This is a genomic window from Acinetobacter sp. 766875 (assembly GCF_000582055.1).
Taxonomy (GTDB): Bacteria; Pseudomonadota; Gammaproteobacteria; order Pseudomonadales; family Moraxellaceae; genus Acinetobacter; species Acinetobacter nosocomialis.
This window is the reverse complement of sequence record NZ_JEXX01000009.1, coordinates 55555-79633: the sequence shown is the minus strand read 5'-3', so window position 1 is coordinate 79633 and position 24079 is coordinate 55555. Positions and strand designations below refer to the sequence as shown.

Below are 24079 nucleotides of genomic sequence, written 5' to 3'. Positions count from 1 at the left end.
TCATGTCAGACGTATTGTTTCCTGAACTGCCGGGTCTAGAGTGGGATCTAACTAAAACCCCCATGTTCAATACCAAGATCATGCAATCAGTAAATGGTCGAGAACTAAGGGCTAGTTATCAGGCAGTACCTAAATATCAGATCAGCATGTCCTTTGCATTCCTTCGGGAGAGCAAGGGGCGTAATGAATTACAGCAACTTGAAGGTTTCTTTCTAGAGCGCCGTGGCTCATTTGATTCATTTCTTTTCAAGATGCCTGAGGACAATGAATTTCAGTGCACGTTTGTAGGCGATGGGGTTCAAACGTCATTCCAGCTTTATAAGCAGATCAATACCACTCAGATCCCTTTACAACATACCCAAGCGGAACAGAGTGAAGATCCGTTGATGTGGAGTGAGAATGCATCAAAACCGATGTGGTCAGATCCTGAAAGTCAAATGTGGTTACTTCAATTTGTTATTACAAATAATGGTATGTTGCAGCTATCGATTCCACTATTAGAAGGAGAATCTATTACTGTAACTGGTACCTTTTACTATCGATGTCGTTTTGCTGATGATGAACAGCAATATACCAATTTTATGTCTAAGCTTTGGAAAGCTGGAAAAGTCGAAATGATTGGGTCATTAGGAAATAAGGTATGAGAGCAGCTTCAGATAAACTTATTGCGTTATTAGATGCAAATCAATTCATTACGGCAGATCTTTATACAATTACTACCATTCAAGGTGATGTTATAAGAGCGACTAGTTATGACTTCGATTTGATTGTGGAAGGCTATACTTATTTTTCAAGTGGCGAAATCATCCAGAGAGAAGGGATTAGTCTTTCGATTGGTATTGAGGTTGATAACCTGTCTATTACGATCAATGCATTGGATGAAAATACTATTGGTGGAATTCCTATTGTCCAAGCCTTTCACAATGGTCAAATGGACGGTGCACGTTTCAAGCTTGAACGTATTTTTATGGATGCATCCACACCTACGGATACCAGTGCGGGAACAATCAAGTTGTTTGAAGGCCGGATTATTGAACCTGAGTTCGATCGCAATACGATTCACGCCAGTGTTGCATCAGATCTGGATGAATTGAACGTGCAGATGCCGCGTAATTTATACCAGCCGAGCTGCAGCAATACACTGTTTGATCACGCCTGTGGTTTAGACCGTGCAAATTATGCATTTGAGACTACCGTCGCAACAGACAGTACTGCATCACGAATCTTGTGTGACATTAACCAGCCGCAAGGATGGTTTACCCAAGGAGTGATCGAATTTTTAGAGGGTGGTAATAAAGGTCTTAAACGAACGATTCGTCTGCATGAGCTCGATGTGCTGCTTCTTACATTGCCATTACTTGAAAATCCTGAGGTGGGGCAGAGAATCAAGGTTTATCCGGGTTGCGACAAGCGTCTGGAAACTTGCCAGAACCGCTTCAATAACTTTTCCCGTTTCCGCGGCGCGCCTTTTATACCAATCCCTGAAACATCCGTTTAATCAAATTTAACTTTCTAAGCCTCGCATTCGCGGGGTTTTTTGTTCTTGAGGGTAACCCAATGACTGTACCGAGCGATTACGATTTTATCGGGAACACTATCACCGAATCACAGTTTAAAAATGCATTAACCGTTTTGCTCAATCATATTCGTCAAATGTCACTTGATTTAGTCGAGGCGCAAGGTGGCAACTATAGCTATGCAACAATGGCCTTATTTGATGCAGATAAAATAAATGTACCTGCTAATTCTACCGTACGTATTGCTCGGGGAGACGATGCAGGGCTTTATGTTTGGGATGGCGCAAATTTAACAAAAGTAGAAACCTCGAATAATCCTTATACAATTTCCTCAACCCCAGATGACTTATTCATCATTTCAGATGCTTTGGATAATGTTTTATTCTCAATTGGAAGAGATGGAACGGTAAGAGGTTCATTTGATCTTTCAAATATTGATTTGAATATCGAATCTACAAGTGAGGTTGGTGGAGACACGGTTCTTGCAGTTTCCGATAATACAGGAAACATGCTTGCCTCTTTGAATTCTAAAGGTGAGTGGTATTTCACAAAAATCATAGCAGATGAAGTAGTTACTCCTTTCGGTAGCAGCTCGGAATCATCAGACGAAGTGATCGAGCAAACCGAAATCGCCATCCCTGAATTGAGTTTTTACAGGATCGATTTCACTATGGTGGGCCAGCCGCCTACCGATTTAGGCGAGACAACTGTATCGGGTGTGTGTTCGTTTAGTGACCCATCTAACTCTCAGACATTTTTCAAATCAAACATGGAAGTAACGGTCCAAGGTCAAGGGTCAGCATACGACTATAAGAAAAACTACACATTGGATCTTTTTAATTCAGATATGGAATCGCTCAAGGTCAAAGTAGGTAGCATGATCGCCACTGACTCTTTTCACTTAAAGGGATTCTACAGGGACCCTACCCATTTCCGCGACCAAGGTGGCTACAGATTTTGGAATAGCCTTGTAAGAAAACTGGATTATCCTTACTGCAAAGTAAATAATATTATTTATCAAGCAAATACTGATAGGAAAGCAGATGCAGAATACACAGCTGATGCAAAGTACTATCCTCACGGAATACCTTGTGTTGTCTATTTAAATAATCAGTTTTATGGTCTATATACCTTAAGATTAAAGAAAACTAGACAAAATTACGCACTTAACAATGCTGATTTGAACCATATCTTTTTAGATAGTGCAACATATGATGCACACTTGAGTCAAAGTTTTGATCCACATGACTGGGAAATAAAGTCTCCTAAAATGTCAGGATATGAAGACCAAGGGCCTGTACCCAGTAAATTTGCTGCGGTACAAACCTCGATCGAAAGACTTTTCAACTTTACTAAGGACTTAGATAGTAATTATCAAAACCACGCTTCTGTTTTGGTTTTACCTCACTGGTTGATATTTTACATCTTTGCTGAATTAGTTGGGCATTGGGATATCAATGGCAATAACTACAATATCATGACATGGGACAATATCCATTGGTCTATTCTGCCTTACGATTTGGACTGGACTTTAAACTGGTTTACTGGCGAAAACGCGGGAGCCACTCAAACAGGTTTCATTGTCAGTGGTGATATCTGGCCTAGATTTAGACAAGTATATCTGCCTCAAATCCGTGAGCTTTACACAAAGTTAAGAAAAAGCGGAGACATATCTACATATGCGGTAGTTAAGCATTATGTGGAAGTAGCCCGAAATATCCCCAGAGACATCTATTCGAAAGATAAAGCCAAATGGGGGGTAACACCGATCTTCGGCAATAGTAATTATCCAGATCTAGAGCAGGCATATAGGTATATCGATGCCAGAATCAACTACCTAGATACGGTATGGTTAATCAATTAATCAGGTGAGATATGTCAAATACTCTTTTACTTAAAACAGACGGATCTATCAATACTAGATCTAAAGTATTCCCTAAATTAGGCAAGTGCAATATTGCGATTTATCGCAGAACTAACGGAGCCGACGAGGTTGAACTCTGGACATGGGGCCTTTCACATGCTGAAAACCCTATCACCATAAACGGAGGCAAATTCGTCGCATGGGCCGCAAATGTTCCAGATAGACTGGTAGTTCCAGAGAACCCTATCGCGATTGATACTACTGAGTTAACTTTACCTAGACAAATAGTATGTTATTTTAAAATAAAAATCGATGATGGTCTGAAAAGTTGTCAGTTGATGTTCAACAATTATCTTACCGATACATCTCTCTGTGGCGGAAACAAACCAGATCAGATGAAGATCGATTACTCTAGAAGACCGTATACTATTAACAGTATGGCTAAGATGTTTTGGAACCAATTTGTGGCATATGATTTATCAGGCTGGGACATGTCTGACGTAGTATATGCCGTAAGTATGTTTCATAATTCCCCTAATTTCAATCAGGATTTGAGCTTGTGGGATGTTAGGAAAATAACTGAGTTTTCTTCTATGTTTCAAGGGACTCCATTCAATCAGCCCCTAAATTCATGGGTAACGGAATCAGCCGTTGCATTTGCAGGGATGTTCGCGAATTGTGTTGATTTCAACCAGCCTTTGGATAAATGGAATACCTCTAAGGTATCTGATTTTTCATCTATGTTCGGCTGGGCCAAGTCTTTTAATCAGCCTATTGGCAACTGGGACACGTCTTCTGCCACAAATATATCGTATATGTTCGAAAACGCCCATGCGTTTAATCAGGACCTGAACGACTGGAATGTTCAAAAGGTCGAATACATGGATGGCTTATTCAAGTACGCTAAGTCGTTTAATCAGCCACTAAGTAACTGGGATACAAGATCTGTTGTGACGGCTAGTCAAATGTTCATGGGGGCTGAATCCTTCAATCAGACCATCGAGAACCTCAACTTCTCTAAATGCACAGCATTAAGGATGTTCATGCACCAAGCCAAGTCGTTCAATAAGCCAGTGGCAGCTTTGGATGTATCTGTGTGTACGGATCTTGCGCAGTTCTTTGAAGAAGCTTTGTCATTTAATCAGCCTGTGGAATCATGGAACGTGTCTGCGTGTTTGGACATGTGGAGAATGTTTGCATATGCAACGGCGTTTGATCAGCCACTAGCAGCATGGTGTCCTAAGTTCAACGTAGAGGTATCTTTGGATTCTTTCATGGAGGGTAAGGCATATAGAACATCCTATTATGATGATTTCTTGAACGCTTTATGGCTAGATGTAAATACGACAAGAAGAAACCAGTGGGCATCAAGAATTAAACCTAGATTATTGGGCATGGGTTTATCAAAATATTCTTCTGTATCTTCGAGTGCTAGAGCAAATTTAGTAAGTGCAGGTTGGACAATTACAGATGGAGGACAAGTATAATGACTGATTATACAATTACAGATGGGCAGTTCTACAAAGTTATAGATAAAGACACTGGTGCTGTCATCACAATGGGTGAGCTATCTGACACAAATACACTTTCGACAATTCACAACGTCGAGTTCATTTCAGAAGAGCAGTACGAAGCTGAGCGCCCGAAGCCTGAAGCGTTGTCTGAAACCAAGATGATATAAAAGGCCGCATTTAGCGGTTTTTTTATTACCAAAATTTAGGGGAGTCTATGCAGAAAAACCAGCTCGCTGTTCAAGAAGCACTGACTTGGCTCGGCACCCCATATCACCACCAAGGCCGTGTCAAAGGCGTGGGTGTGGATTGCGGTACGCTGATCTGTGAGGTCTATGAAAAAGTTGGACTCATGGACCATTTAGATCCGCGTCCGTATCCGCCAGACTGGCATATGCATCAGATGGGTGAGCGCTATCTTGAGCATATCAGGAGTGTCTGCTTTGAAGTGGACGGGCCACCAGAGCCGGGGGATATTGTGCTTTATAAAATTGGCAAATGTGTCAGCCATGGCGCAATTGTCGTTGAATGGCCAACAATCATTCATTCATATATCCATCTGGGAGTCATTCTTCAAGATGGTACCAAAGGAAGTTTAGCCCGGCGAATCGCCGGGTTTTTTCGTATGAAGAGGCTGAAAAAATAATGGGTGGAATCTTTGGTAGTACAACAATCAGTACATCAGACAACCGCATCAACTCTATGCGTGTTCAGCAATCTGCATATGGACTATGCCAGCCACTGGTCTACGGCAAAAACCGGTTGGCTGCGAATATGTTCTGGTATGGCGATTTCTCATCGACTGCGCATACTACGACAACCAAGTCGGGAGGTAAGGGCGGTAAAACGAAAACAAGCAATACAACGTATACATACAGCGCATCGTTAATGCTGGGTTTATGCGAAACCAAAATACGCGATATTGGCAATATCTGGCGAGATAAGGAGCAGATTGTTCCAAAAACTGAAGGCGGTGTGCAGCTCAAGCCAATTGATCAACTCGGATTTGAACTCTTCGACGGTGATCATAACCCAGTGTGGGGTTATCTGGCGTCAATGCATCCTGATCAGGCAGTACACTATCCATTTCTCGGCTATATCGCGTGTGCAAATTATGACTTAGGTGGTAGTGCATCATTATCGAATCATAACTTTGAAGTGATTAGCGACATTACGTTTTCAGATACGATTCATGATGCTAATCCGGCCGACGTTGTTGAGGATCTAATTAGTCATCCACGCTATGGTGCTGCACCTAATTTGAATGTGGCGGATCTCTCAGAGTTTCGCCGTTACTGTACAGCCACCGGCTTATTTATCAGTCCTGCACTGACCGAACAGCGTGCAGCGCATGAGATCATTAATGAAATTGTTGAGTCGGTAAATTGTGCAATCGTACCCAGCCCGGATGGCTTAAAAATTAGATCTTATGGTGACACTGCGGTATCGGGAAATGGAGTCACGTTTACACCGGATCTCACACCAGCCTATCATTTAACAGATGATGACTTCATTGGTGATGATCAGCCCGTTCGCGTGAAGCGTAGCCGTGATACGGATGCATTTAATCACTGTCAGATTGAGTACGTGAATCGCTTCAATCAATACAATACCGAGACGGTCGAAGCGAAAGACCAAGCAAACATTGAAATGTTTGGACTACGCACTCAGGATCCAGTGAAGTACGACTTTTTCTGTGAGCCGAAGATTGCCCGACATGCTGTGCAATTATTGCTGCAGCGCAAACTTTACGTGCGCAATGAGTATGAGTTTGATCTTGGCTGGAAGTACTGCCGACTCGAGCCGATGGATATCGTGACGCTGACAGATGAGTCTTTGGGTTTAGATCGCTTTCCCGTGCGTATCACGCGTATCGAGGAGGATCAGGACGGATTACTCACAGTGACTGCAGAAGAACTGGCCTTAGGTTCACGCTCAGCCGTTGAATACGACTTACAGGCATCAAACGGATATCAGGGGGGTAACGAGGAACCAGGTAATGTTAATGCGCCGGTAATCTTTGAACCGCCGCTCGATCTGACGGATGGTAAAAATCAGGTATGGGTAGCAGCATCAGGCGGAAGTAACTGGGGCGGCTGTAATGTCTGGGCGAGTCTGGACAATACAACGTATGAAATGATTGGAACAATTTACGGATCTGCACGCTATGGCCAGTTAGTTGCTGCAATTAATTCCAGTGCAACTGCAATGCAAGTCCAGCTAAATACATCCAGTCAGATTTTTAGTGGAACGTCTGAAGATGCTCAGGTGAATACTACTCTCTGCAGAGTCGGTGATGAATATGTCAGCTATGTCGATGCAACTTTAAATGGATCTGGCTTGTATACGCTTGGAGGTGTGTTACGTGGACGGTTTGATGATGCTTTAGCGCATAATGCCGGTGAATCCTTTGTTCGAATAGATAAAGCGATCTTTCAGCATGAATTCAATTCGAATCTGATTGATAAAACCATCTATCTCAAATTCACCAGCTTCAATGGTCTGCAGCAGAAAGAACAAACTTTAGATGAAGTCACAGCTTATAGCCATACTTTAAATGGTGGGCGTCCATCTGGTGTGAAGGGTTTATCACTGCAGTCGCCATTTGTTGGAATGTCATTTAAAGTGCAGTGGCAACCTGCATATGGTGCGGAAAGTTATGTGGTGCAAATCTTATCTGGTAGTCAATTACTCAGAACTGTTGAAACAACCAGTACTGATTATAGTTATTCCATGGACGAGGCTAAGGTAGATGGAATACAGAGAAACTATACCGTTCGTGTTGCCAGTAAAACAGCCAACAGTACAAGTACTTTTACAGATCTGAATATCAGCAACCCAGTGCCACCGATCTTGACTAACGTCTATACATCAACTACATCCAACTCAATCACGGTGACATGGATACCAAGTGAAGTACCAGACTTGAAAGATTACCAAGTGTGGATCAGTAAAAATGCCAGCTTTGATCCGGAAACGCTGGCAGCGAGTTGGACCGGTACCGAGAATGCCTGCACAATTGGAAATCTGGATTCGACCACAACCTATTACATTCGGGTTGCGGCGCGTGATGTCTGGAAACCTACATCATGGAACTACTCGGCGAGAGTGACACAGGCGACTTTAGAAGTTTGATTTTAACTAAAACACGGCACCCAAATGGGTGCTTTTTTATTGCCTAATTCTGGAGTAAAAGGCATGGAACCAGTTTCTACAAGCGGTTTTACAGCACTATTAAAATTTTATGGTGTTGCAATTGTGGTGGCTTTAGCGGTCGGCTTGGTTGCAGCAGTTGTATTAATGACACGTATGCCACGTTCACCACAAGAGTGGGCTGTAGGTTTGATCTGTACGGTTGTATCAAGCCTTGCTGGCGGTTCATTCATTATCGTGAAGTGGGGGCTTCATGAATGGGTTACTGATATATGGGGGATGATTGCACTTGGTGGATTCTTCTTTGTTTGTGGTTTACCCGGTTGGGCTTTAGTCCGCTGGATCTTTAACTTCATTAACAAACAGGAAGGTAAGACCATTATTGAGGTACTTAAAGAAGTTAAGAAAGCCAAAAACGATATTTCAAACAGTTAATGCCGCCTTCGGGCGGTTTTTTTATATCTGAAGGAAACCGAAATGAACATTGAAAAATATCTTGATGAATTAATTAAGCGTGAGGGCGAGTACGTAAATAACCCAGCAGATCGGGGCGGTGCAACCAAATACGGTATTACTGAAGCTGTAGCACGTGAAAACGGCTATAAGGGCAATATGAAAGATTTGCCTCTTGAAGTGGCCAAAGCAATTTATCGCAAAAACTATTGGACAGCCCCACGTTTTGATCAGGTGAATATTATTTCTTCTGCTGTAGCTGAAGAGCTTCTAGACACTGGTGTGAATTGCGGTACCGAATTTGCAAAACCTCTTTTACAACGTGCTTTGAATCTCCTAAATAATAATGGTAAAGCAGGGTGGCCAGATTTATCTGTAGATGGAATTTATGGTCCAGCAACCTTTAATGCACTCAAAACTTATTTGGTCAAACGCGGGAAAGAAGGAGAAAAAGTTTTAGTTCGAGTTCTGAACATTATGCAGGGTCAGCGCTATATTGAGATTTGTGAGCGTAATAAAAGCCAAGAGCAATTCTTTTATGGCTGGATCGCAAATCGGATTGTTATATGACTTTCTTTCAATACAGACGTTCAAAGATAGCTTTCACAATCACACTGCTGTGCATTCTATTTTCAGGATGCACAGCTCATACGATCAATAACAATGTAAATGTAGGCATTTGTGTGAAAGCCCTCTAAGGAGGGCTTGATTGAGAAAATATTTGCTCATTTTATTCAACTTTTTGCTGATTTTGAGCAAAATTATTCGCATTTTTTATTAAAAATTAAAGATGGCATTGTCAATTTAAGTGTTCTTGCAATTTATCTAAAATATCTTTTATAACTTTTTCATAAGTATTTGTTCTTAATGATAAGTACTCATCAAATAAGTAACTATAATTTTTCCAGAATTGATTATATGAAGAGTATGAAAGTTCATCTTCATTGTTATAAAATTTAAAAAATTGTCTATATAAGTCTTTTTGAATTATTAAAAAATTATCTCCTTGATTGGTAACTACGCAATAGTCAACCAATTGACTCATGAAGTTCTTAAATTCATATTCAGCTTCATGTACTTGTGAAAACATCAAATTCATTTCATTTTGGCTTTCTTTTACCTTTGAGTCATCGAGTGGCAAATCAATTTCATTATTCCAATCAATAATATTTGATAAGTTTGAAAAAGTATCATTAGCTTTAAATAAAGCTAATTCAAATTTTTTAAATTGATTATATGTCTTTAAAGCAAAATCGTTTTGGACCTGTTTATTATGTTGTTCCTTCCAGTCATTAAATAAATATGCAGCTACAAATACTGCAAAAAAAGCAGCACATGCGCCAAGAATAGAGCCAAAAGCAGAAATATTATCTGCTGAAGCACTTAATACACTCTTCATTGTACAATATGTAAGAAGTGCAAGTGCATAAGCAACTACGCCCCATAATAAAACTGCTGATAAAGTTACTTTCCTATGTTTCATTAATCACCAACTGTTCCTAAAATAGAAATCATCTGTAGACCCGTCATCCGAGCCTTACTAATAATCTCGACGAGTTCATCATAAGTTAAATTTAAAAAATCTTCTTTTTAATTAGTTTATTAATGTATTCCAGTGATTGGTATTTTGGTAGGAAGATAAAACTATTCTAAATCTTCATCCGTTACGTAAATATAAGGTACAAAATAAGGAACCTCTCAACAGACCCTAATCATTTACTCGATTTTTGACATATTTTGTAGTGAATTACGCAAGTACTATATAAGTTTATTTTTTAAACACTCGGCTTCCTTATTTCATACATTAATTTACAGCTCTAGGTCAGGTTATAAGGCTCTAATAAAAAGGCTTTTTAATAATCAGCAGCCTTATTTGAGACTATTTATGTTGAACTAGAGAGGAAATCCGCATGCGTGCTCTTACCTATCATGGTGCTCGGGATGTACGAGTTGAATCTGTTCCAGATCCAGTGATTCAGGAACCAGATGACGTTATTTTAAGGGTGACAGCCACTGCCATCTGTGGCTCAGACCTACATCTATCCCGGGGTAAAATCCCCGCCACTGAAGACGGTGATATTTTCGGCCATGAATTTATGGGAGTTGTAGAAGAAGTCGGCCCTGCAGTGACAGAAGTCAAAAAAGGTGACCGGGTGATCATTCCCTTTGTCATTGCATGCGGTCACTGTTTTTTCTGTGAACATGAACTGATGGCTGCCTGTGAAAATACCAATACGGGTCGTGGTGCAATTCTCAATAAAAAACAGATTCCACCAGGAGCGGCCTTGTTTGGCTTTAGCCACCTGTATGGTGGTGTTCCGGGTGGTCAGGCTGAATATGTGCGGATTCCCAAAGGCAATGTTGGACCGTTTAAGGTTCCCGGCTCCTTGCCTGATGAAAAAGTATTATTCCTGACCGATATTCTGCCAACAGCCTGGCAGGCAGTAACCAATGCTCAAGTCACCCGTGGTTCTACAGTGGCAATTTATGGTGCTGGTCCAGTCGGTCTGTTATCTGCAGCTTGTGCACGGATGCTCGGTGCCGAACAGATCTTCATGGTCGACCATCACCCTTATCGCTTGCGATTTGCTCATCAAACCTATGGGGTCATTCCGGTCAACTTTGATGAAGTCGATGCAGCTGAATTTATTATTCAAAATACAGCAGGTTATCGTGGTGTTGATGCAGTTATTGATGCCGTTGGTTTCGAAGCCAAAGGGAGTGTTCTGGAAACAGTAATGACCAACCTGAAATTAGAAGGTTCGAGTGGTTCAGCACTAAGACAATGTATTGCAGCAGTCCGACGCGGCGGTGTGGTGAGTGTACCTGGGGTTTATGCAGGTCCAATTCATGGCTTCCTGTTTGGTGATGCCTTTGACAAAGGTTTAACTTTTAAAATGGGACAAACCCATGTGCATAAATACTTGCCGCAGTTACTCGAACATATCGAAAATGGAGATCTGTCTCCGGATGTGATTATTACCCATCGCATGAAACTGGAAGATGCTGCGGAAGGTTACCGTATTTTTGATAAAAAGGAAGAAGACTGTCGTAAAGTCATTCTAACGCCGTAAATTTACTTAAAGAATAAAAAGTGCCTTCTAGGCGCTTTTTATTCTTTAATCAAGACAGATCAAATCACCTGTTTTTATTTTTCAATTTTCTTCATCAAAAACTAGGGTCTGTTGACACTTACTGTTCATAATTAACCCTATAAAGGTAGCCATAAAAATATACAGGCTAAGGCAACAGAACTTTGATAATTTCTTTTGAGCTTTTCATATCGAGTAGCTATTCCTCTAAATTGCTTTAATCTACAAAACATATTTTCAACTAAATGCCTGATTTTATATAAATACCAGTCCATATGGTCATTGTTCGATTGGCTATTCGTTTTCTTTGGTATATTCGCTTTAGTCCCTGTTTTCCTGATCTGTTCACGCAGTGGTTCTGAATCATAGCCTTTATCTGCGCATACCACTTTTGTCTCTTTTAAATCTAATGTTGATATTAAATCAGGCGCAACTTTAACATCATGTGTGGTTCCATCGGTAATCATGAAATCAATAGGATTGCCATGTGCATCAACAATCAAATGTATTTTTGAGGAGTTTCCTCCTACACTTTTAGAAATAGATTGATTCGCTATGCCGGCAGAATGTTGATGAGCACATACATGAGAGCCATCAATAAAAATCCACTCCATATCGGGGCATGAGGCTATTAATTTGAATAATCTAAGTAACTTACCGCTGCTTGACCAACGATTAAAACGTTTGAAAATAGAGTTTGAATGACCAAAACAAGAAGGAATATCTCGCCACGAACAGCCTGTTCTAATTCTATAGAGAATAGCTTCAATAAAATTGCGTAAATTTGAGTTGTGGTGAATGGATAAATTACGCAGAATAACTTTCAACTTTTGCCAGTGTTGATCTGTCAGCATGGTACGAGGCATAGCGAATAGTAAAATTGGGTTTGGTGATTTGATTTTACTACTTCGCTATTTTTTTTAAGCGAAAAGTGTCAACACACCCTAGTTATTAATAGTCAACAGTTCGTCCCACAAAAAAGGATTTCTGCTTAATTTATCCCGTGACATAGACCAGTTGCGACCTGGCACATAACACGTACTTATACCGAGTTTTTTCTTTCCAAATTTACTATGGATACCATCCATAGCCTGCATTAAACATTCCTTTTTCTCTATTTGTTTAAAGTCAGTTAATAGGTCATAAGTATGGCCAGACTTTGGCTCTAAACATGTCAGCACTACGCCGCACTTCTTATATTTAATTCCTTCTTTGTCGATACGGCTTACCATATTTAATAGTATGCTCAATGTAGAAGTAAACCCAATCTTTCATAAGTTCTTCACTCATTCTTAATAAAAAACAACTATCAACTAAGAATCGATAATAATTCATTTATAAACTATTCAAAATGATAGAATTACTCAGGTTTGAAAGTTGGATATGTTTTGCTTAAAAAGCATGCAGTCTACAAATTTTTTTAAATTAATTGAAAATTAAATTTGTAGACTGATTTGTAGACTGTTGAATTGCAAAATACAGCATTGTGGTACAAGCGGATGCAACTTTAATTATGATTAACTATTTGAAAATGCAAGATAAAGCAACCGAATGCAACCATTAACAATTACAGCTAGACTGTCAGGATTCTACTTTTTTTACTATTCCATCGTTGGCACATTCATGCCGTACTGGAATTTATATCTTCAAGATCAAGGGTTTAATTATCAGCAGATAGGTATCTTATCATCTATTGCTATTGTAACGCGATTCTTTGCGCCTTTAGTTTGGGGTTGGATCGCAGATAAATCTGGTAAAAGAATGCTTTTGGTGAGGCTCGCAACTTGGATGGAAGCTTGTATATGGTTGGCTATCTTTATAGTTCCCAATACATTTCAATCTGTCGCTTTACTTATGCTTATTTTTAGCTTTTTCCAAAATGCAATTTTGGCTCAGTTTGAAGGGGTAACCTTATTTTGGTTGGGCGACCAAAGGGCAAAACTTTATGGAAAAATTCGAAAATGGGGATCGGTCGGTTTTATTGTAGGTGTGTTTACCATAGGTGCAATTTTAGAAATTATTCCAATCTCTATGTTGCCTATTTTATTACTCATAATAGCATCCCTTGCATTTATTTGGGCTTTTACGATTCGTGAACCAGAAGGGGCTCCTACTTCACAAAAGCATTTAGAACCTTTATTGCCTGTGTTAAAGCGTCCAGAAGTTGCTGCTTTTTTTACTATTGAATTTATTCTTCTTTTTTCACATGCCCCTTTTTATAGTTTTTATAGCAATTTTCTAAAATCTTTAAATTACAGTACCACTGAAATTGGCTTTTTATGGGCAATGGGAGTGATTGCTGAAATTGTGATGTTTGCATATGCCGCTACGTTTTTTAAATATTTTTCGTGGCGTAGTCTTGTTGCCATGTGCTTAGTTTTAACAAGCATACGCTGGTTGTTGGTGGCTCTCTTCTCTCATTATTTTATAGGTCAGTTATTTGCACAGTGCTTACATGCTTTTAGTTTTGGCTTGTTTCATCTTATTGCAATGCGTCTCATTTTTCAGAACTTTTCAATAGGGCAGCAAGGTCGAGGTCAGGCTTTTTATAGCACCATGTGGGGACTTGGGGTTGCCTTTGGAAGTATTCTGGCTGGTCATTATTGGAAAATTCTTACTGGTGAGCATATTTTTATGATTGCTGCATTAGTAGTGCTTCTAGGTTTGTGCTTTGTATTTTGGCTACCAAAACAGATTGAAAAGCTAGCTTCTTAAGTCAAATGTTGCTAAAAATTGTTAGGGATGAGTAGTTAAAGATAAAAATTGTTTGATGAGAAGTATCGGTTCGTTACGGTTGAAAAATATTGTTTTTATATGGTTATGAAACAATGTTTTTCTAAAAAAATGTGCTAACTTAAACCCATGCGTTTAATGATTAATAAATCTATGAAAAATATTTATATTATGGGATTATTATTGGCTTGTTCTGGTTTTGCTATGGCTGAGACAGTGACTCAACAGCCAACTGAACAGCCCGTACGCACTGCTAGTAATCCTATCGCTATACGTATTGTTACGCGTCCTGAAATTATGGGATTGTGGGGAATGGAGATTCCAAATAATAAAAAATGTGTAGAGTACTATAATTTCCGTAGTAGTAATGATGTGGTGATTAAAAGCGGTGAAGAATGGTCATATGGTATTTATGAATATCAACCATCTGATGACCCTAAAGAGCAGTTATCAGCTCTAGTGATGCAGATTAAGTTTGATAATAATAAAGTTGATTGTTCTGGTCAGCAGCAAGATCAGACTGGTGATGTTTCTCAGTATTTTGTGCAATGGAAAAATGATCATACCATCAATTTCTGCTCAACTGCTAAAGGCGAGCAATGTTTTGCAACACTACGTCGCATGTTGCCATAAATTTGAATTAATAAAAAAAGCCTCTTATGTAAGAGGCTTTTTTTATTATGCATATTATGCAGTTTCAGCTTTCTTTTCTTCTTCCACTTTTTTCAACAAGTGTTTTTCAAGGTAATGGATGTCCATTGCTTGTTCGCAGAAGTTTTTATCTTGCAAGATAAGATCTTTATGTAAAGGAATATTGGTTTTAATTCCTGTAAGAATCATTTCGTCTAACGCTTGACGCATACGGGCAAGCGAAGTTTCACGATTTTTACCATGAGAGATCAATTTTGCAATCATTGAATCGTAATAAGGGGGAATGCTATATCCAGGATAGATATGAGAATCTAAACGAATACCTGCACCGCCTGGCGCATAAAAACTTTCAATTTTGCCTGGTGAAGGTAAGAAAGTGGTTGGATCTTCGGCATTGATACGACATTCAATGGCATGACCACGAACTTCAATATCTTCTTGTTGAAGCTCTAAACCTAAACCAGCTGCAATACGTAATTGCTGTTCAATAATGTCAACACCAGTCACCATTTCAGTTACAGGGTGCTCAACCTGAACACGAGTGTTCATTTCAATAAAGAAGAACTCACCGTCTTCGAACAAGAATTCAAATGTACCAGCACCACGATATTGCATTAACTGACATGCATTAACACAAGCTTGTAAAATATCAGCGCGTGCTTGTTCTGGGAGATTTGGAGCAGGAGCTTCTTCTAACACCTTTTGGTGACGACGTTGTAATGAGCAGTCGCGATCATATAAATGAATCGCATGGCCGTTACCATCACCTAAAACTTGAACTTCGACATGGCGAGGTTTTTGTAAGAAGCGTTCCATGTACACGGTATCATCGCCGAACCACATTTCTGCATCACGTTGAGCTGCTTGAACTGACTCAAGTAATGTATCTACGCGTTCAACAATACGCATACCACGACCACCACCACCAGCTGCCGCTTTAACAATAAGCGGGAAACCGATTTCTTTCGCTTCAGCTAAAGCATTGTGGATAGTTACTGCGTGGTCACAACCAGGTACTGTCGGTACACCAGCTTTTTTCATTGCAACAATTGCAGAAACCTTATTACCCATTAAACGAATATGTTCTGGGCGAGGGCCAATGAATGTGAAACCTGAGCTTTCTACAATTTCAGCAAACTCGGCATTTTCTGAAAGAAAGCCATAGCCTGGGTGAATTGCATCAGCACCAGTAATTTCTGCAGCAGTAATAATTGCCGGGATATTTAAATAGCTGTCACTACTTGCACCCGGACCAATACATACTGCTTCATCAACGAAACGTAAATGCATCAAATCTTTATCAGCATCTGAATAGATACCGACAGTTTTGATTCCTAATGTTTTGCAAGCCCGGGTAATTCGTAAAGCGATTTCACCACGGTTTGCAATTAAAACTTTTTGCAACATAGTTGTCCCCGAGGTATTACGCGCGATAACGGAATAAAGGTTGACCGAATTGGATCACTTCACCATTTTTCACTAAAATTTCTTCAATCACGCCGCTTTGAGTTGCTTCAATCGGGTTCATGATTTTCATTGCTTCGATAATACCCAAAGTCTCACCAGCAGATACTGTTTGACCTACTTTAACAAATGGTGCTTCGCCTGGGCTTGGAGCAGCATAAAACACACCAACCATAGGAGAAGTTTCAACTGCTCCACGTGGTGTTTTTGCAACAGGTGCTTCAGCAACAGGAGCTGCCGGAAGTGCTACCCCAGCCGCAGCAACGACAGGATTGCGACGAGTTAAAGCGATCGATTGATCACCTTCTTTAACTTCAATCGCTTGCAAGTCAGACTCAATCATTAAATCGATGAGTTTCTTAATTTTGCGGATATCCATGGGCGACTATTCCTGAACTAGTTTGGGTTAGATGGTTGAATTCTTTCAATAGCGTAATCGAGAGCAAAGCTGTAACCTTTTGCGCCTAGACCACAAATCACGCCAATTGCTTTGTCTGATAAATAAGAGTGGTGTCTAAACGCTTCACGTGCGTGAACATTTGATAAATGTACTTCAATAAACGGAATGGCAACGCCAAGTAGGGCATCACGTAAAGCAACTGAAGTATGGGTAAGAGCAGCAGGATTAATAATAATAAGTTTTACGCCTTCTGTTTGTGCCTGATGAATACGGTCAACAATGGCACCTTCCCAGTTGCTTTGAAAAGTATCTAGTGTAATTGAGGCTTGTTCAGCTTGAGCAATAAGTTGTTGGTTGATATTGTCTAGGGTAAGATGACCATATACTTCTGGTTCGCGTTTTCCCAGCAAATTCAAATTCGGTCCATGAATTACCAAAATGGTCGAACTCATTCAGATTGCTCCAGCTCTAAAGTTGCAAATAATCTTTGCAAGATGTCTGCAAAGTTTGCTTATTATGGCATATGTTTCTACAAGTTTTTTATAATTTCTTTTAATTGTCGCAGAAAGGGTACACCAAATTCGGCTTATATATTGTAAATTTTGCGACGAATTAGCAATGTTAAAAAATGACAAAATTTCAAGTAATTTAACGGAGCTTATTTTAAACCGAATTGACAAAAACAGTTCATGTATTTTGTGTAACGAGGTCGTGAGCATCTTCAATCGTTAACATTTCATTCCAGCGAGTTAGGTAATTTTTTGAGCGATGGCATTGTTTCATTTGCCAAGATGGGTTACGTGAGTGATAGCCGACTTGTAAGTAATGACTACCAAAACGCTTACGGACTGTACCTAAAGTTTCCATCAATTGTTGTCTTTGATGAATAAGTTCTAAAGGCTGCCATAAATCATCAATATGTTGCTGACGTGCATGTAGACCACAAAATAACACGCCAATTTTTATGTAGCTTTTATTTTCTTTATATAAAACATCGATTTGCTGCATTGCGGCTTTTGTTAGTATACATAAATCATCTGTTGCATAGTGAAGACCGATAGCCTGAGAAATGGCTTTTTTATAAGGTGGCTTATCGATTTTTTCATAAAGCATGACCTGAATGCAGGAACAAAGTTGTTCCTGTTTCATTAAACGGCGATGTGCTCGATTAAGATGAAAAATAAGTGCTTGTTTAATAATCTCAATACTGGATAAAGCTTGAGCAAAACTTCGTGATGCTAAAATCCGTTTAGTCGGAATGGCGGGGTCGTCAAGTTGAATACAGGATTGGCCTTTTAGCTCACGAATGGTACGTGCCATGACCACAGAAAATGCTTTTGCCATATGGTGTTCATTGGCAAAAGTTAAGTCTAGGCAGGAGTACACTTCATAACTTTGTAGTTGTTTGACCAATTGATAGCCAATTCCCCACACTTCTTTGACTGATGTGTGCTGCATGAGATCTTCCATAATTAATGGATCTAAGGTGATAAAATTACAAATTCCCCTAAAACTTTTAATTTTCTTAGCATAGTGATTGGCAAGTTTTGCTTGTGTCTTTGAATATCCAATACCAATACAACAAGGTAAGCCTAACCATTTTAGAAGGGTGTTTCTCACCTCACTGCAGTAATCTGATATATCAATAGACTGAAGGTAAGGGGTGAGATGAATAAAGCATTCATCTATAGAGTAAGCTTCTAAGTCATCTGGAGAGAAAAAGTCACCGAGGACAGCAAAAAAGCGACGAGACATCTCGGCATATAAAGTGTAGTTGCTTGAATAAACTTGAACACCAGCTTTTAAAGCATCTTTTTCAATTTGAAACCAAGGTACTCCCATCTTGATACCTAAGAGTTTTGCTTCTTCGCTACGTGAAACAACACAGCCATCGTTGTTAGATAAAACAACTACAGGTTTATCATTGAGTTTAGGGTTGAAAAGTCGCTCACAACTGACATAACAATTGTTAATATCAACCAGTGCATAAACTTCGCGGTGTGAGATTTCTCTCATCATTTCTTTGGCCCCCAATTTATTAATCCCAAATACATATTTTGAATTTGTAACATAATCAAGTTAACAAAATTACAGACTAATATCTAGGGGAGTTCAGGTTGTTCGTCGAAATTATAAAAAGGCTGCAAGACTGCTGAATTGTCAGTTATTGATATGGAAATGTCTGAAAATGATAAGTTTTAGTTGGTTATGATCGGAAGCATAAGAACTATATTTAATGGATGAGTTGAGTCCTTTAAATATAGTAATGCGTATAACGCATTTGTCTTATGGGTCTTTCAAGCTGTCTTTGTTAATAAAGACAGCTTTTTTTTATAATGTGCTTAAGTTTTTTTAGAGTTTGGCTTGATTGTAGCAATCGAGATGAATGCATTGCGCACTCAGTTCTATGATTTGAGCAGGGGCTAATTGAAGCTTTTCCCATTTTTGCATTTGTTCAAATAACCAATAAAAGTCTTCAGGTTGCGGGGCAGCATTTTCTTTAACCAAATACTTAACAATATTTTGAATCATATAGTATTTATCGACATGTACTTCTTCCGAACAATGAAATCGGACAATCCCGAACTCGACCAATAACTTTAAGACAGGTGTAAAATCTTTTAAATTACTCAATTCTTTTTGGGCTTTCATAATTGCCGCCGTAAGTGCAACTAAGGTTTGAGGGTGTTGTTCGGCCCATTCTTGAGTTACTGCGAGAACTTTATCAGCTACATGGGGAATAATGTCCTGACTTGAGCAGACAATTTTACTTAAGCCTAAAAGTTCTCCTTGTGTATTCCACGGCTCTCCCACACAAAAACCATCAATCACATGGTTATCTAAAGCTTCGACCATATACGGTGGCGGAAGTGCCTTGAGTTTGAGCGTTTGAGCTATTTTAGGATCTGCTAAAGCGAGCCATTCTCTTAAACAATAATGATGGATTGAATGTTTAAATACATGGGCTAAGGATAGAGCATTATCTTCTTTAATGTAGCTCGTCACTTTTTGGGCGGTAGTTTGTGCATTATCATTCTCTTGAATAGCCAGTTGATGGGTTAATTTTTGGCTTAAGCTAATAAACGCACGGTTTTTACTTAAAATAAGAGGGGTTTGCAGTGCAATACCAATTTGGTCTGCACCCACAGCTGCAGCGGGTAGCATGGCAGATAAACAATGTGCAGCATCTAATAAACCAAAAGCTAAACGGTCGCGTAGACTTGCCCATGATGCTTCTTTGACTAAGGTAACATCTAAATCGACTTCTTCGAAGAAACCTTGCTGCTTTGCCCAAAGTAAAGCGATGCAATCAAGTAAAGGAATATAGCCGAGTTGCAATTGAGTCTTTTCTAATTTGCTCATTTATTCATCCTTTAGTTGATCATTTAATAGTTTTTGAGCGTCAAGTAAACGCCGTGCCATTTCTCCAATCGTTATACGGTGGCTCATGGCATTTTTTCTGAGTAATTGAAAAGCCGTATCTTCAGGTAAGCCATGCAGTTGCATGAGTAGCACTTTGGCCTTTTCAACATCTTTACGATCTGCCAGTTTGGTTTGAGCTTCTTTTAAGTCACCTTCGAGCTTTTTATGTTTTTTATATTGCTCAATTGAAATCTCTAAAATGGTATGTAAGCGGGCAGGGTCTATGCCGTCTACAATATAAGCCGTTACACCTGCATCTATCGCTTGTTTGATGGTGTCTTTATCTGAATTTTTAGTGAATAGAACAGTTGGTAGGTCATAGCTACTCACACAACTTTCAATAATGTCACGATGAGGATGATCCATATCGAGTAAGATGACATCGGCTTGTAAATCTTCAAGACGAAAAATATTTAAGTGGTCCAAAGTAAGGCAGGCCACCACTTCAAAGTCATTTTCAAGCAGACTGTTTTTTATATAGTCGGCCCGCGCATGATCATCATCGATAAGAGCTATTTTGAGTTTTGGCATAAGTTCAGCAAATCAGGCTAAGAAAATGCGCCAATTCGACGCGTTTTTTGTTATTAAATTTTAAGCAAGATTAGTGCCATCCAAATTTAAACAAAAAATCAGGCATGAGTAGTCCTTTACTATGTTAAAGCATTGTTGTGATCGATATTGGTGCAAAAATACGATTCATTTTGTGGCAAAACTTATTTTTGTTTAAACCATATAGAGGAGCACCAATAGTGCAGAAAAAATTAAATATTCTTTATGGGTGAAAAGATGTTTTAGTTTAAATATTTGAAAATAATAATAAAAAATTATTAATATTAATCTTAAAAAGAATTGGCATGCAAAATGCTTAGTTAATTGCAGGTCGAAGACGACCATAAGTTTTAAAGACGGCCAACGATGTCCGTTCTGATCGAATTTGTGAGTGCAACTGCACACATAAAGAATTTACGTTCAGTCGGAGTGAAGGTTATGTCTTTATTTTTATTGCATAAAAAAGTTACATCTGAATTAACTCATTTTTCAGTTCCAGCGATGCGAGCCTTCTCTATGAGGGGGCTCGCTTTTTTTATTTGTTTTTATGACTTTGCTATGCATTGGGTGTCGTCAACGAGTGGAAAAAATGGATTCCAAGCAGCTATACGCTTTGTGATGTTGATACGTTTCTCGGTAGAGCACAAGGCAAAACAACAATGTCTATTTGAGAACGTAAGAACGCAGCTTAAAAGCAACGTGATTTGAGGAGAAACACTATGAAATTGCTAATGATTGGTCATGGTATGGTGGGCCACAAATTCATCGAAGCCATTTTAGAAAAAGCAGATGATGAACTGGAAATCACGATTCTTGCAGAAGAACCTCGTATCGCATATGACCGCGTACATTTGACTGAATACTTCTCAGGGAAATCGGCAAAAGATTTATCTTTAGCACGTTTTGATTTTGCCGATGCGTATGGCATCGACCTACGTTTAAATACTAAAGCAGTGGCGATTGATACAACTGCCCAAACCGTAACAACCAATCATGGTGATGTGATTAGCTATGACAAGTTGGTGCTGGCGACTGGTTCATATGCATTTGTTCCGCCAATTCTGGGTAATGACCGTGAAAACTGTTTTGTTTACCGTACTATTGAAGACTTAGACGCGATTCGTGCAGCGAGTCTCAATGCAAAAACAGGTGTAGTAATTGGCGGTGGTTTACTTGGACTTGAGGCAGCCAAAGCTTTACGTGATTTAGATTTAGAAACGCACGTTGTTGAGTTTGCACCACGTTTGATGGCAGTTCAAATTGATGACTTAGGGGGCAAAGTTTTACGCCGTAAAATTGAAGATTTAGGTGTAAAAGTTCATACACAAAAAGCGACTCAGTCTATTGAGTCTGGTGTAAATACCACTCATGTGATGAAGTTTGCCGATGGTAGTGAACTCGAAACTGATGTGATTTTATTCTCTGCGGGGATCCGCCCACGTGATGAATTAGCGCGAAATAGCGGGCTTGCGATTGGTGAGCGTGGCGGTATTGTAATTAATGATTATTGCCAAACATCTGATCAAAACATTTATGCCATTGGTGAATGTGCGCTTTGGCAAAATAAAATTTATGGCTTGGTTGCACCGGGCTATGACATGGCGCGTATTGCAGCAAAACATATTTTAGATGAAGAGTGTCATTGCTTCGCTGGCGCAGATATGAGCACCAAGTTGAAGTTGATGGGCGTTGATGTTGCTTCTGTCGGTGATGCACATGCCATGACCCCAGGTGCATTAAGCTATTTCTATGCAGATGAACATGCACTGGTTTATAAAAAGATTGTTGTAAATGCTGATAAAACCAAATTGCTTGGCGCGGTTTTAGTGGGTGATGCCAAAGAATACAACGACCTTTTACAAATGATGTTGAATGGTTTGGCTTTACCGGAAGTGCCTGAAAGTTTAATCATGCCGGGCTTTGAGCAATCAGCAGCAAAATCTGGTGGTAGTGGAGTCGATTTGCTGCCAGACGGCGCGACCATTTGTTCATGTAACAACGTATCAAAAGCAGACATCTGCCAAGCAATTAGCGATGGTTCGACCTCTTTAGGTGCATTAAAGAAATGCACCAAAGCAGCAACAGCATGTGGTGGTTGTGCACCATTAGTGACACAAATATTGAAGTCAGAGTTACAACGTCAAGGTGTGACTGTTAACAATCACATTTGCGAACACTTTCCGTACTCGCGTCAAGAGCTATATCACTTGGTTCGTGTCCATGAAATTAAGACATTTGATGATTTGATTCATCAACATGGTCACGGTTTAGGTTGTGATATTTGTAAACCGGCGGCAGCAAATATTTTGGCATCTTGCTGGAATGATTTCGTACTTAAGCCAAGTCATGCAGGCTTGCAAGACAGTAACGACTACTACTTAGGTAATATTCAAAAAGATGGCTCTTATTCCATTGTACCGCGTATGGCAGGTGGGGAAGTCACTCCGGATGGCTTAATTGCGATTGGCCAAATTGCGAAGAAATATAACTTGTACACCAAAATTACTGGTGGTCAACGTGTTGATATGTTTGGTGCCCAAGTTCATGAACTTCCATTTATTTGGGAAGAGTTAAATGCTGCGGGCTTCGAGTCTGGTCATGCCTACGGTAAGTCGTTACGTACAGTGAAATCTTGTGTGGGTAGCACTTGGTGCCGTTACGGGATAGATAACTCTGTTGGTTTAGCGATTGAACTTGAAAACCGCTACAAAGGTTTGCGTTCACCGCATAAATTGAAAATGGCAGTGTCTGGCTGTACGCGTGAATGTGCAGAAGCGCAAGGTAAAGATGTAGGCGTAATTGCCACTGAAAAGGGTTGGAACCTTTATGTATGTGGTAACGGTGGTATGAAACCGCGTCATGCAGAATTACTCGCATCTGACCTCGATAAAGAAACACTTATTCGTTATATCGACCGTTTCTTTATGTTCTACATTCAAACGGCAGACCGTTTACAACGTACCAGTGTATGGCGTGACAACATGGAAGGCGGTCTAGACTACCTTAAATCTGTGATCGTTGATGACTCTCTTGGTTTAGCTGCCGAGCTTGAGCGCCGTATGGAACACATTATTGGTACATATCAAGACGAGTGGCGTACAGCTGTCGAAAACCCTGAGGTGCGTAAACGCTTCCAGACCTATATCAATGCAGGAGTGAATGAACAAGATGATCCGCACATTCAATTTACAACTGAACGTGGTCAAATCCGTCCATTAACCGAAGCTGAACGTTCAGAAGACCGCATTCCAATGGTTGAAGCATAAAGG

At 39.7% G+C, this 24079-nt stretch carries 21 protein-coding genes and 3 pseudogenes; 15 read left to right on the top strand and 9 right to left on the bottom strand.

Going from position 1 to position 24079, the window contains the following annotated elements; translation table 11 throughout:
- The first annotated feature begins 2 nt into the window (after window positions 1-2).
- The 9 genes from J576_RS10260 (at window position 3) to J576_RS10220 (ending at window position 9068) form a co-directional block, all read left to right on the top strand.
- The gene (locus J576_RS10260) at window positions 3-644 is read left to right on the top strand and encodes a DUF2460 domain-containing protein (RefSeq protein WP_024436583.1); all 642 of its coding nucleotides are present in this window, start codon (window positions 3-5) and stop codon (window positions 642-644) included.
- On the top strand, window positions 641-1498 hold the full coding sequence (locus J576_RS10255; RefSeq protein ID WP_024436582.1) for a phage/gene transfer agent baseplate hub protein: 858 nt from the start codon (window positions 641-643) through the stop codon (window positions 1496-1498). The genes J576_RS10260 and J576_RS10255 overlap by 4 nt, the downstream gene beginning before the upstream one ends.
- 59 nt (window positions 1499-1557) lie before the next feature.
- Window positions 1558-3381 (top strand): CotH kinase family protein, encoded by a 1824-nt coding sequence (locus J576_RS10250; protein ID WP_000217928.1) that lies wholly within the window; start codon window positions 1558-1560, stop codon window positions 3379-3381.
- A gap of 11 nt (window positions 3382-3392) precedes the next feature.
- A complete protein-coding gene (locus tag J576_RS10245; RefSeq protein WP_033855574.1) occupies window positions 3393-4868 on the top strand; it encodes a BspA family leucine-rich repeat surface protein in 1476 nt (491 codons plus the stop codon).
- Window positions 4868-5062 carry a hypothetical protein gene (locus tag J576_RS10240; protein WP_000133295.1) on the top strand — a complete coding sequence of 65 codons (195 nt, stop codon included), beginning with the start codon at window positions 4868-4870 and terminating at the stop codon, window positions 5060-5062. Before J576_RS10245 ends, J576_RS10240 begins: the two co-directional genes overlap by 1 nt.
- Window positions 5063-5109: 47 nt before the next feature.
- Complete coding sequence (locus J576_RS10235) at window positions 5110-5538, top strand: NlpC/P60 family protein (protein ID WP_001171474.1); 429 nt, start codon at window positions 5110-5112, stop codon at window positions 5536-5538.
- Entirely contained in the window at window positions 5538-8027 is a 2490-nt protein-coding gene (locus tag J576_RS10230) for a phage tail protein (protein WP_032014820.1), read from the top strand. The genes J576_RS10235 and J576_RS10230 overlap by 1 nt, the downstream gene beginning before the upstream one ends.
- A 63-nt stretch (window positions 8028-8090) precedes the next feature.
- Window positions 8091-8480 carry a hypothetical protein gene (locus J576_RS10225; RefSeq protein ID WP_002122319.1) on the top strand — a complete coding sequence of 130 codons (390 nt, stop codon included), beginning with the start codon at window positions 8091-8093 and terminating at the stop codon, window positions 8478-8480.
- 42 nt (window positions 8481-8522) lie between these two features.
- On the top strand, window positions 8523-9068 hold the full coding sequence (locus J576_RS10220) for a glycoside hydrolase family 108 protein (protein WP_032014822.1): 546 nt from the start codon (window positions 8523-8525) through the stop codon (window positions 9066-9068).
- A gap of 229 nt (window positions 9069-9297) precedes the next feature.
- On the opposite strand, the gene J576_RS20435 is transcribed toward J576_RS10220, so the two are convergent.
- Window positions 9298-9981: a hypothetical protein gene (locus J576_RS20435; RefSeq protein WP_002045782.1), complete on the bottom strand. Its 684-nt coding sequence runs from the start codon at window positions 9979-9981 to the stop codon at window positions 9298-9300.
- A gap of 427 nt (window positions 9982-10408) precedes the next feature.
- Between J576_RS20435 and J576_RS10210 the strand changes: the two genes are divergently transcribed.
- Window positions 10409-11572 carry a zinc-dependent alcohol dehydrogenase gene (locus J576_RS10210; protein ID WP_033855573.1) on the top strand — a complete coding sequence of 388 codons (1164 nt, stop codon included), beginning with the start codon at window positions 10409-10411 and terminating at the stop codon, window positions 11570-11572.
- A gap of 118 nt (window positions 11573-11690) precedes the next feature.
- Here J576_RS10210 and J576_RS10205 read toward each other — a convergent pair.
- Both J576_RS10205 and J576_RS10200 read right to left on the bottom strand, forming a co-directional pair.
- Window positions 11691-12456: pseudogene (locus J576_RS10205) on the bottom strand (IS5-like element ISAba31 family transposase).
- 78 nt (window positions 12457-12534) lie between these two features.
- Window positions 12535-12822, bottom strand: a pseudogene (locus tag J576_RS10200) (DUF4113 domain-containing protein); the annotation flags it as partial.
- 319 nt (window positions 12823-13141) lie between these two features.
- On the opposite strand from J576_RS10200, the gene J576_RS10195 reads away from it, so the two are divergent.
- Complete coding sequence (locus tag J576_RS10195; RefSeq protein WP_079378180.1) at window positions 13142-14305, top strand: MFS transporter; 1164 nt, start codon at window positions 13142-13144, stop codon at window positions 14303-14305.
- A gap of 147 nt (window positions 14306-14452) precedes the next feature.
- Window positions 14453-14956 (top strand): hypothetical protein, encoded by a 504-nt coding sequence (locus tag J576_RS10190; protein ID WP_033855572.1) that lies wholly within the window; start codon window positions 14453-14455, stop codon window positions 14954-14956.
- A gap of 54 nt (window positions 14957-15010) precedes the next feature.
- Here J576_RS10190 and accC read toward each other — a convergent pair whose 3' ends face one another.
- The 4 genes from accC to J576_RS10170 form a co-directional block, all read right to left on the bottom strand.
- Window positions 15011-16381 carry an acetyl-CoA carboxylase biotin carboxylase subunit gene (gene accC / locus J576_RS10185; protein WP_002049609.1) on the bottom strand — a complete coding sequence of 457 codons (1371 nt, stop codon included), beginning with the start codon at window positions 16379-16381 and terminating at the stop codon, window positions 15011-15013.
- 16 nt (window positions 16382-16397) lie between these two features.
- On the bottom strand, window positions 16398-16817 hold the full coding sequence (accB, locus tag J576_RS10180) for an acetyl-CoA carboxylase biotin carboxyl carrier protein (protein ID WP_000354611.1): 420 nt from the start codon (window positions 16815-16817) through the stop codon (window positions 16398-16400).
- Between the two features lie 17 nt (window positions 16818-16834).
- The gene (gene aroQ / locus J576_RS10175) at window positions 16835-17290 is read right to left on the bottom strand and encodes a type II 3-dehydroquinate dehydratase (RefSeq protein ID WP_002049643.1); all 456 of its coding nucleotides are present in this window, start codon (window positions 17288-17290) and stop codon (window positions 16835-16837) included.
- Window positions 17291-17525: 235 nt separating this feature from the next.
- Window positions 17526-18854 (bottom strand): Y-family DNA polymerase, encoded by a 1329-nt coding sequence (locus J576_RS10170; RefSeq protein WP_025467782.1) that lies wholly within the window; start codon window positions 18852-18854, stop codon window positions 17526-17528.
- Window positions 18855-19074: 220 nt separating this feature from the next.
- Here J576_RS10170 and J576_RS19720 point away from each other — a divergent pair.
- A pseudogene (locus J576_RS19720) lies at window positions 19075-19175 on the top strand (hypothetical protein).
- 15 nt (window positions 19176-19190) lie between these two features.
- Here the strand turns inward: J576_RS19720 and J576_RS10165 are convergent.
- Window positions 19191-20201: an ABC transporter substrate-binding protein gene (locus tag J576_RS10165; protein WP_002049616.1), complete on the bottom strand. Its 1011-nt coding sequence runs from the start codon at window positions 20199-20201 to the stop codon at window positions 19191-19193.
- Window positions 20202-20792, bottom strand: coding sequence for an ANTAR domain-containing response regulator (locus J576_RS10160; protein ID WP_001125253.1), 591 nt, complete (start codon window positions 20790-20792; stop codon window positions 20202-20204). It abuts the gene before it with no gap.
- 384 nt (window positions 20793-21176) lie between these two features.
- On the opposite strand from J576_RS10160, the gene J576_RS10155 reads away from it, so the two are divergent.
- Window positions 21177-21518, top strand: a complete 342-nt coding sequence (locus J576_RS10155) for a hypothetical protein (protein ID WP_002049585.1) — start codon at window positions 21177-21179, stop codon at window positions 21516-21518.
- Window positions 21519-21529: 11 nt separating this feature from the next.
- Complete coding sequence (gene nirB / locus J576_RS10150) at window positions 21530-24076, top strand: nitrite reductase large subunit NirB (protein WP_002049612.1); 2547 nt, start codon at window positions 21530-21532, stop codon at window positions 24074-24076.
- Window positions 24077-24079 lie beyond the last annotated feature (3 nt).

What these genes read in the sequence shown, in the direction of transcription:
- J576_RS10255 (WP_024436582.1), top strand. Translation starts at nt 641, where the DNA reads ATGAGAGCAGCTTCAGATAAACTTATTGCGTTATTAGATGCAAATCAA.
- aroQ (WP_002049643.1), bottom strand. Translation starts at nt 17,290, where the DNA reads ATGAGTTCGACCATTTTGGTAATTCATGGACCGAATTTGAATTTGCTG.
- J576_RS10210 (WP_033855573.1), top strand. Translation starts at nt 10,409, where the DNA reads ATGCGTGCTCTTACCTATCATGGTGCTCGGGATGTACGAGTTGAATCT.
- J576_RS10230 (WP_032014820.1), top strand. Translation starts at nt 5,538, where the DNA reads ATGGGTGGAATCTTTGGTAGTACAACAATCAGTACATCAGACAACCGC.
- J576_RS10190 (WP_033855572.1), top strand. Translation starts at nt 14,453, where the DNA reads ATGCGTTTAATGATTAATAAATCTATGAAAAATATTTATATTATGGGA.
- J576_RS10155 (WP_002049585.1), top strand. Translation starts at nt 21,177, where the DNA reads ATGTCCGTTCTGATCGAATTTGTGAGTGCAACTGCACACATAAAGAAT.
- J576_RS10260 (WP_024436583.1), top strand. Translation starts at nt 3, where the DNA reads ATGTCAGACGTATTGTTTCCTGAACTGCCGGGTCTAGAGTGGGATCTA.
- J576_RS10165 (WP_002049616.1), bottom strand. Translation starts at nt 20,201, where the DNA reads ATGAGCAAATTAGAAAAGACTCAATTGCAACTCGGCTATATTCCTTTA.
- J576_RS10160 (WP_001125253.1), bottom strand. Translation starts at nt 20,792, where the DNA reads ATGCCAAAACTCAAAATAGCTCTTATCGATGATGATCATGCGCGGGCC.
- accC (WP_002049609.1), bottom strand. Translation starts at nt 16,381, where the DNA reads ATGTTGCAAAAAGTTTTAATTGCAAACCGTGGTGAAATCGCTTTACGA.
- J576_RS10245 (WP_033855574.1), top strand. Translation starts at nt 3,393, where the DNA reads ATGTCAAATACTCTTTTACTTAAAACAGACGGATCTATCAATACTAGA.
- J576_RS10250 (WP_000217928.1), top strand. Translation starts at nt 1,558, where the DNA reads ATGACTGTACCGAGCGATTACGATTTTATCGGGAACACTATCACCGAA.
- J576_RS10235 (WP_001171474.1), top strand. Translation starts at nt 5,110, where the DNA reads ATGCAGAAAAACCAGCTCGCTGTTCAAGAAGCACTGACTTGGCTCGGC.
- nirB (WP_002049612.1), top strand. Translation starts at nt 21,530, where the DNA reads ATGAAATTGCTAATGATTGGTCATGGTATGGTGGGCCACAAATTCATC.
- J576_RS20435 (WP_002045782.1), bottom strand. Translation starts at nt 9,981, where the DNA reads ATGAAACATAGGAAAGTAACTTTATCAGCAGTTTTATTATGGGGCGTA.
- J576_RS10195 (WP_079378180.1), top strand. Translation starts at nt 13,142, where the DNA reads ATGCAACCATTAACAATTACAGCTAGACTGTCAGGATTCTACTTTTTT.
- J576_RS10220 (WP_032014822.1), top strand. Translation starts at nt 8,523, where the DNA reads ATGAACATTGAAAAATATCTTGATGAATTAATTAAGCGTGAGGGCGAG.
- J576_RS10240 (WP_000133295.1), top strand. Translation starts at nt 4,868, where the DNA reads ATGACTGATTATACAATTACAGATGGGCAGTTCTACAAAGTTATAGAT.
- J576_RS10225 (WP_002122319.1), top strand. Translation starts at nt 8,091, where the DNA reads ATGGAACCAGTTTCTACAAGCGGTTTTACAGCACTATTAAAATTTTAT.
- J576_RS10170 (WP_025467782.1), bottom strand. Translation starts at nt 18,854, where the DNA reads ATGAGAGAAATCTCACACCGCGAAGTTTATGCACTGGTTGATATTAAC.
- accB (WP_000354611.1), bottom strand. Translation starts at nt 16,817, where the DNA reads ATGGATATCCGCAAAATTAAGAAACTCATCGATTTAATGATTGAGTCT.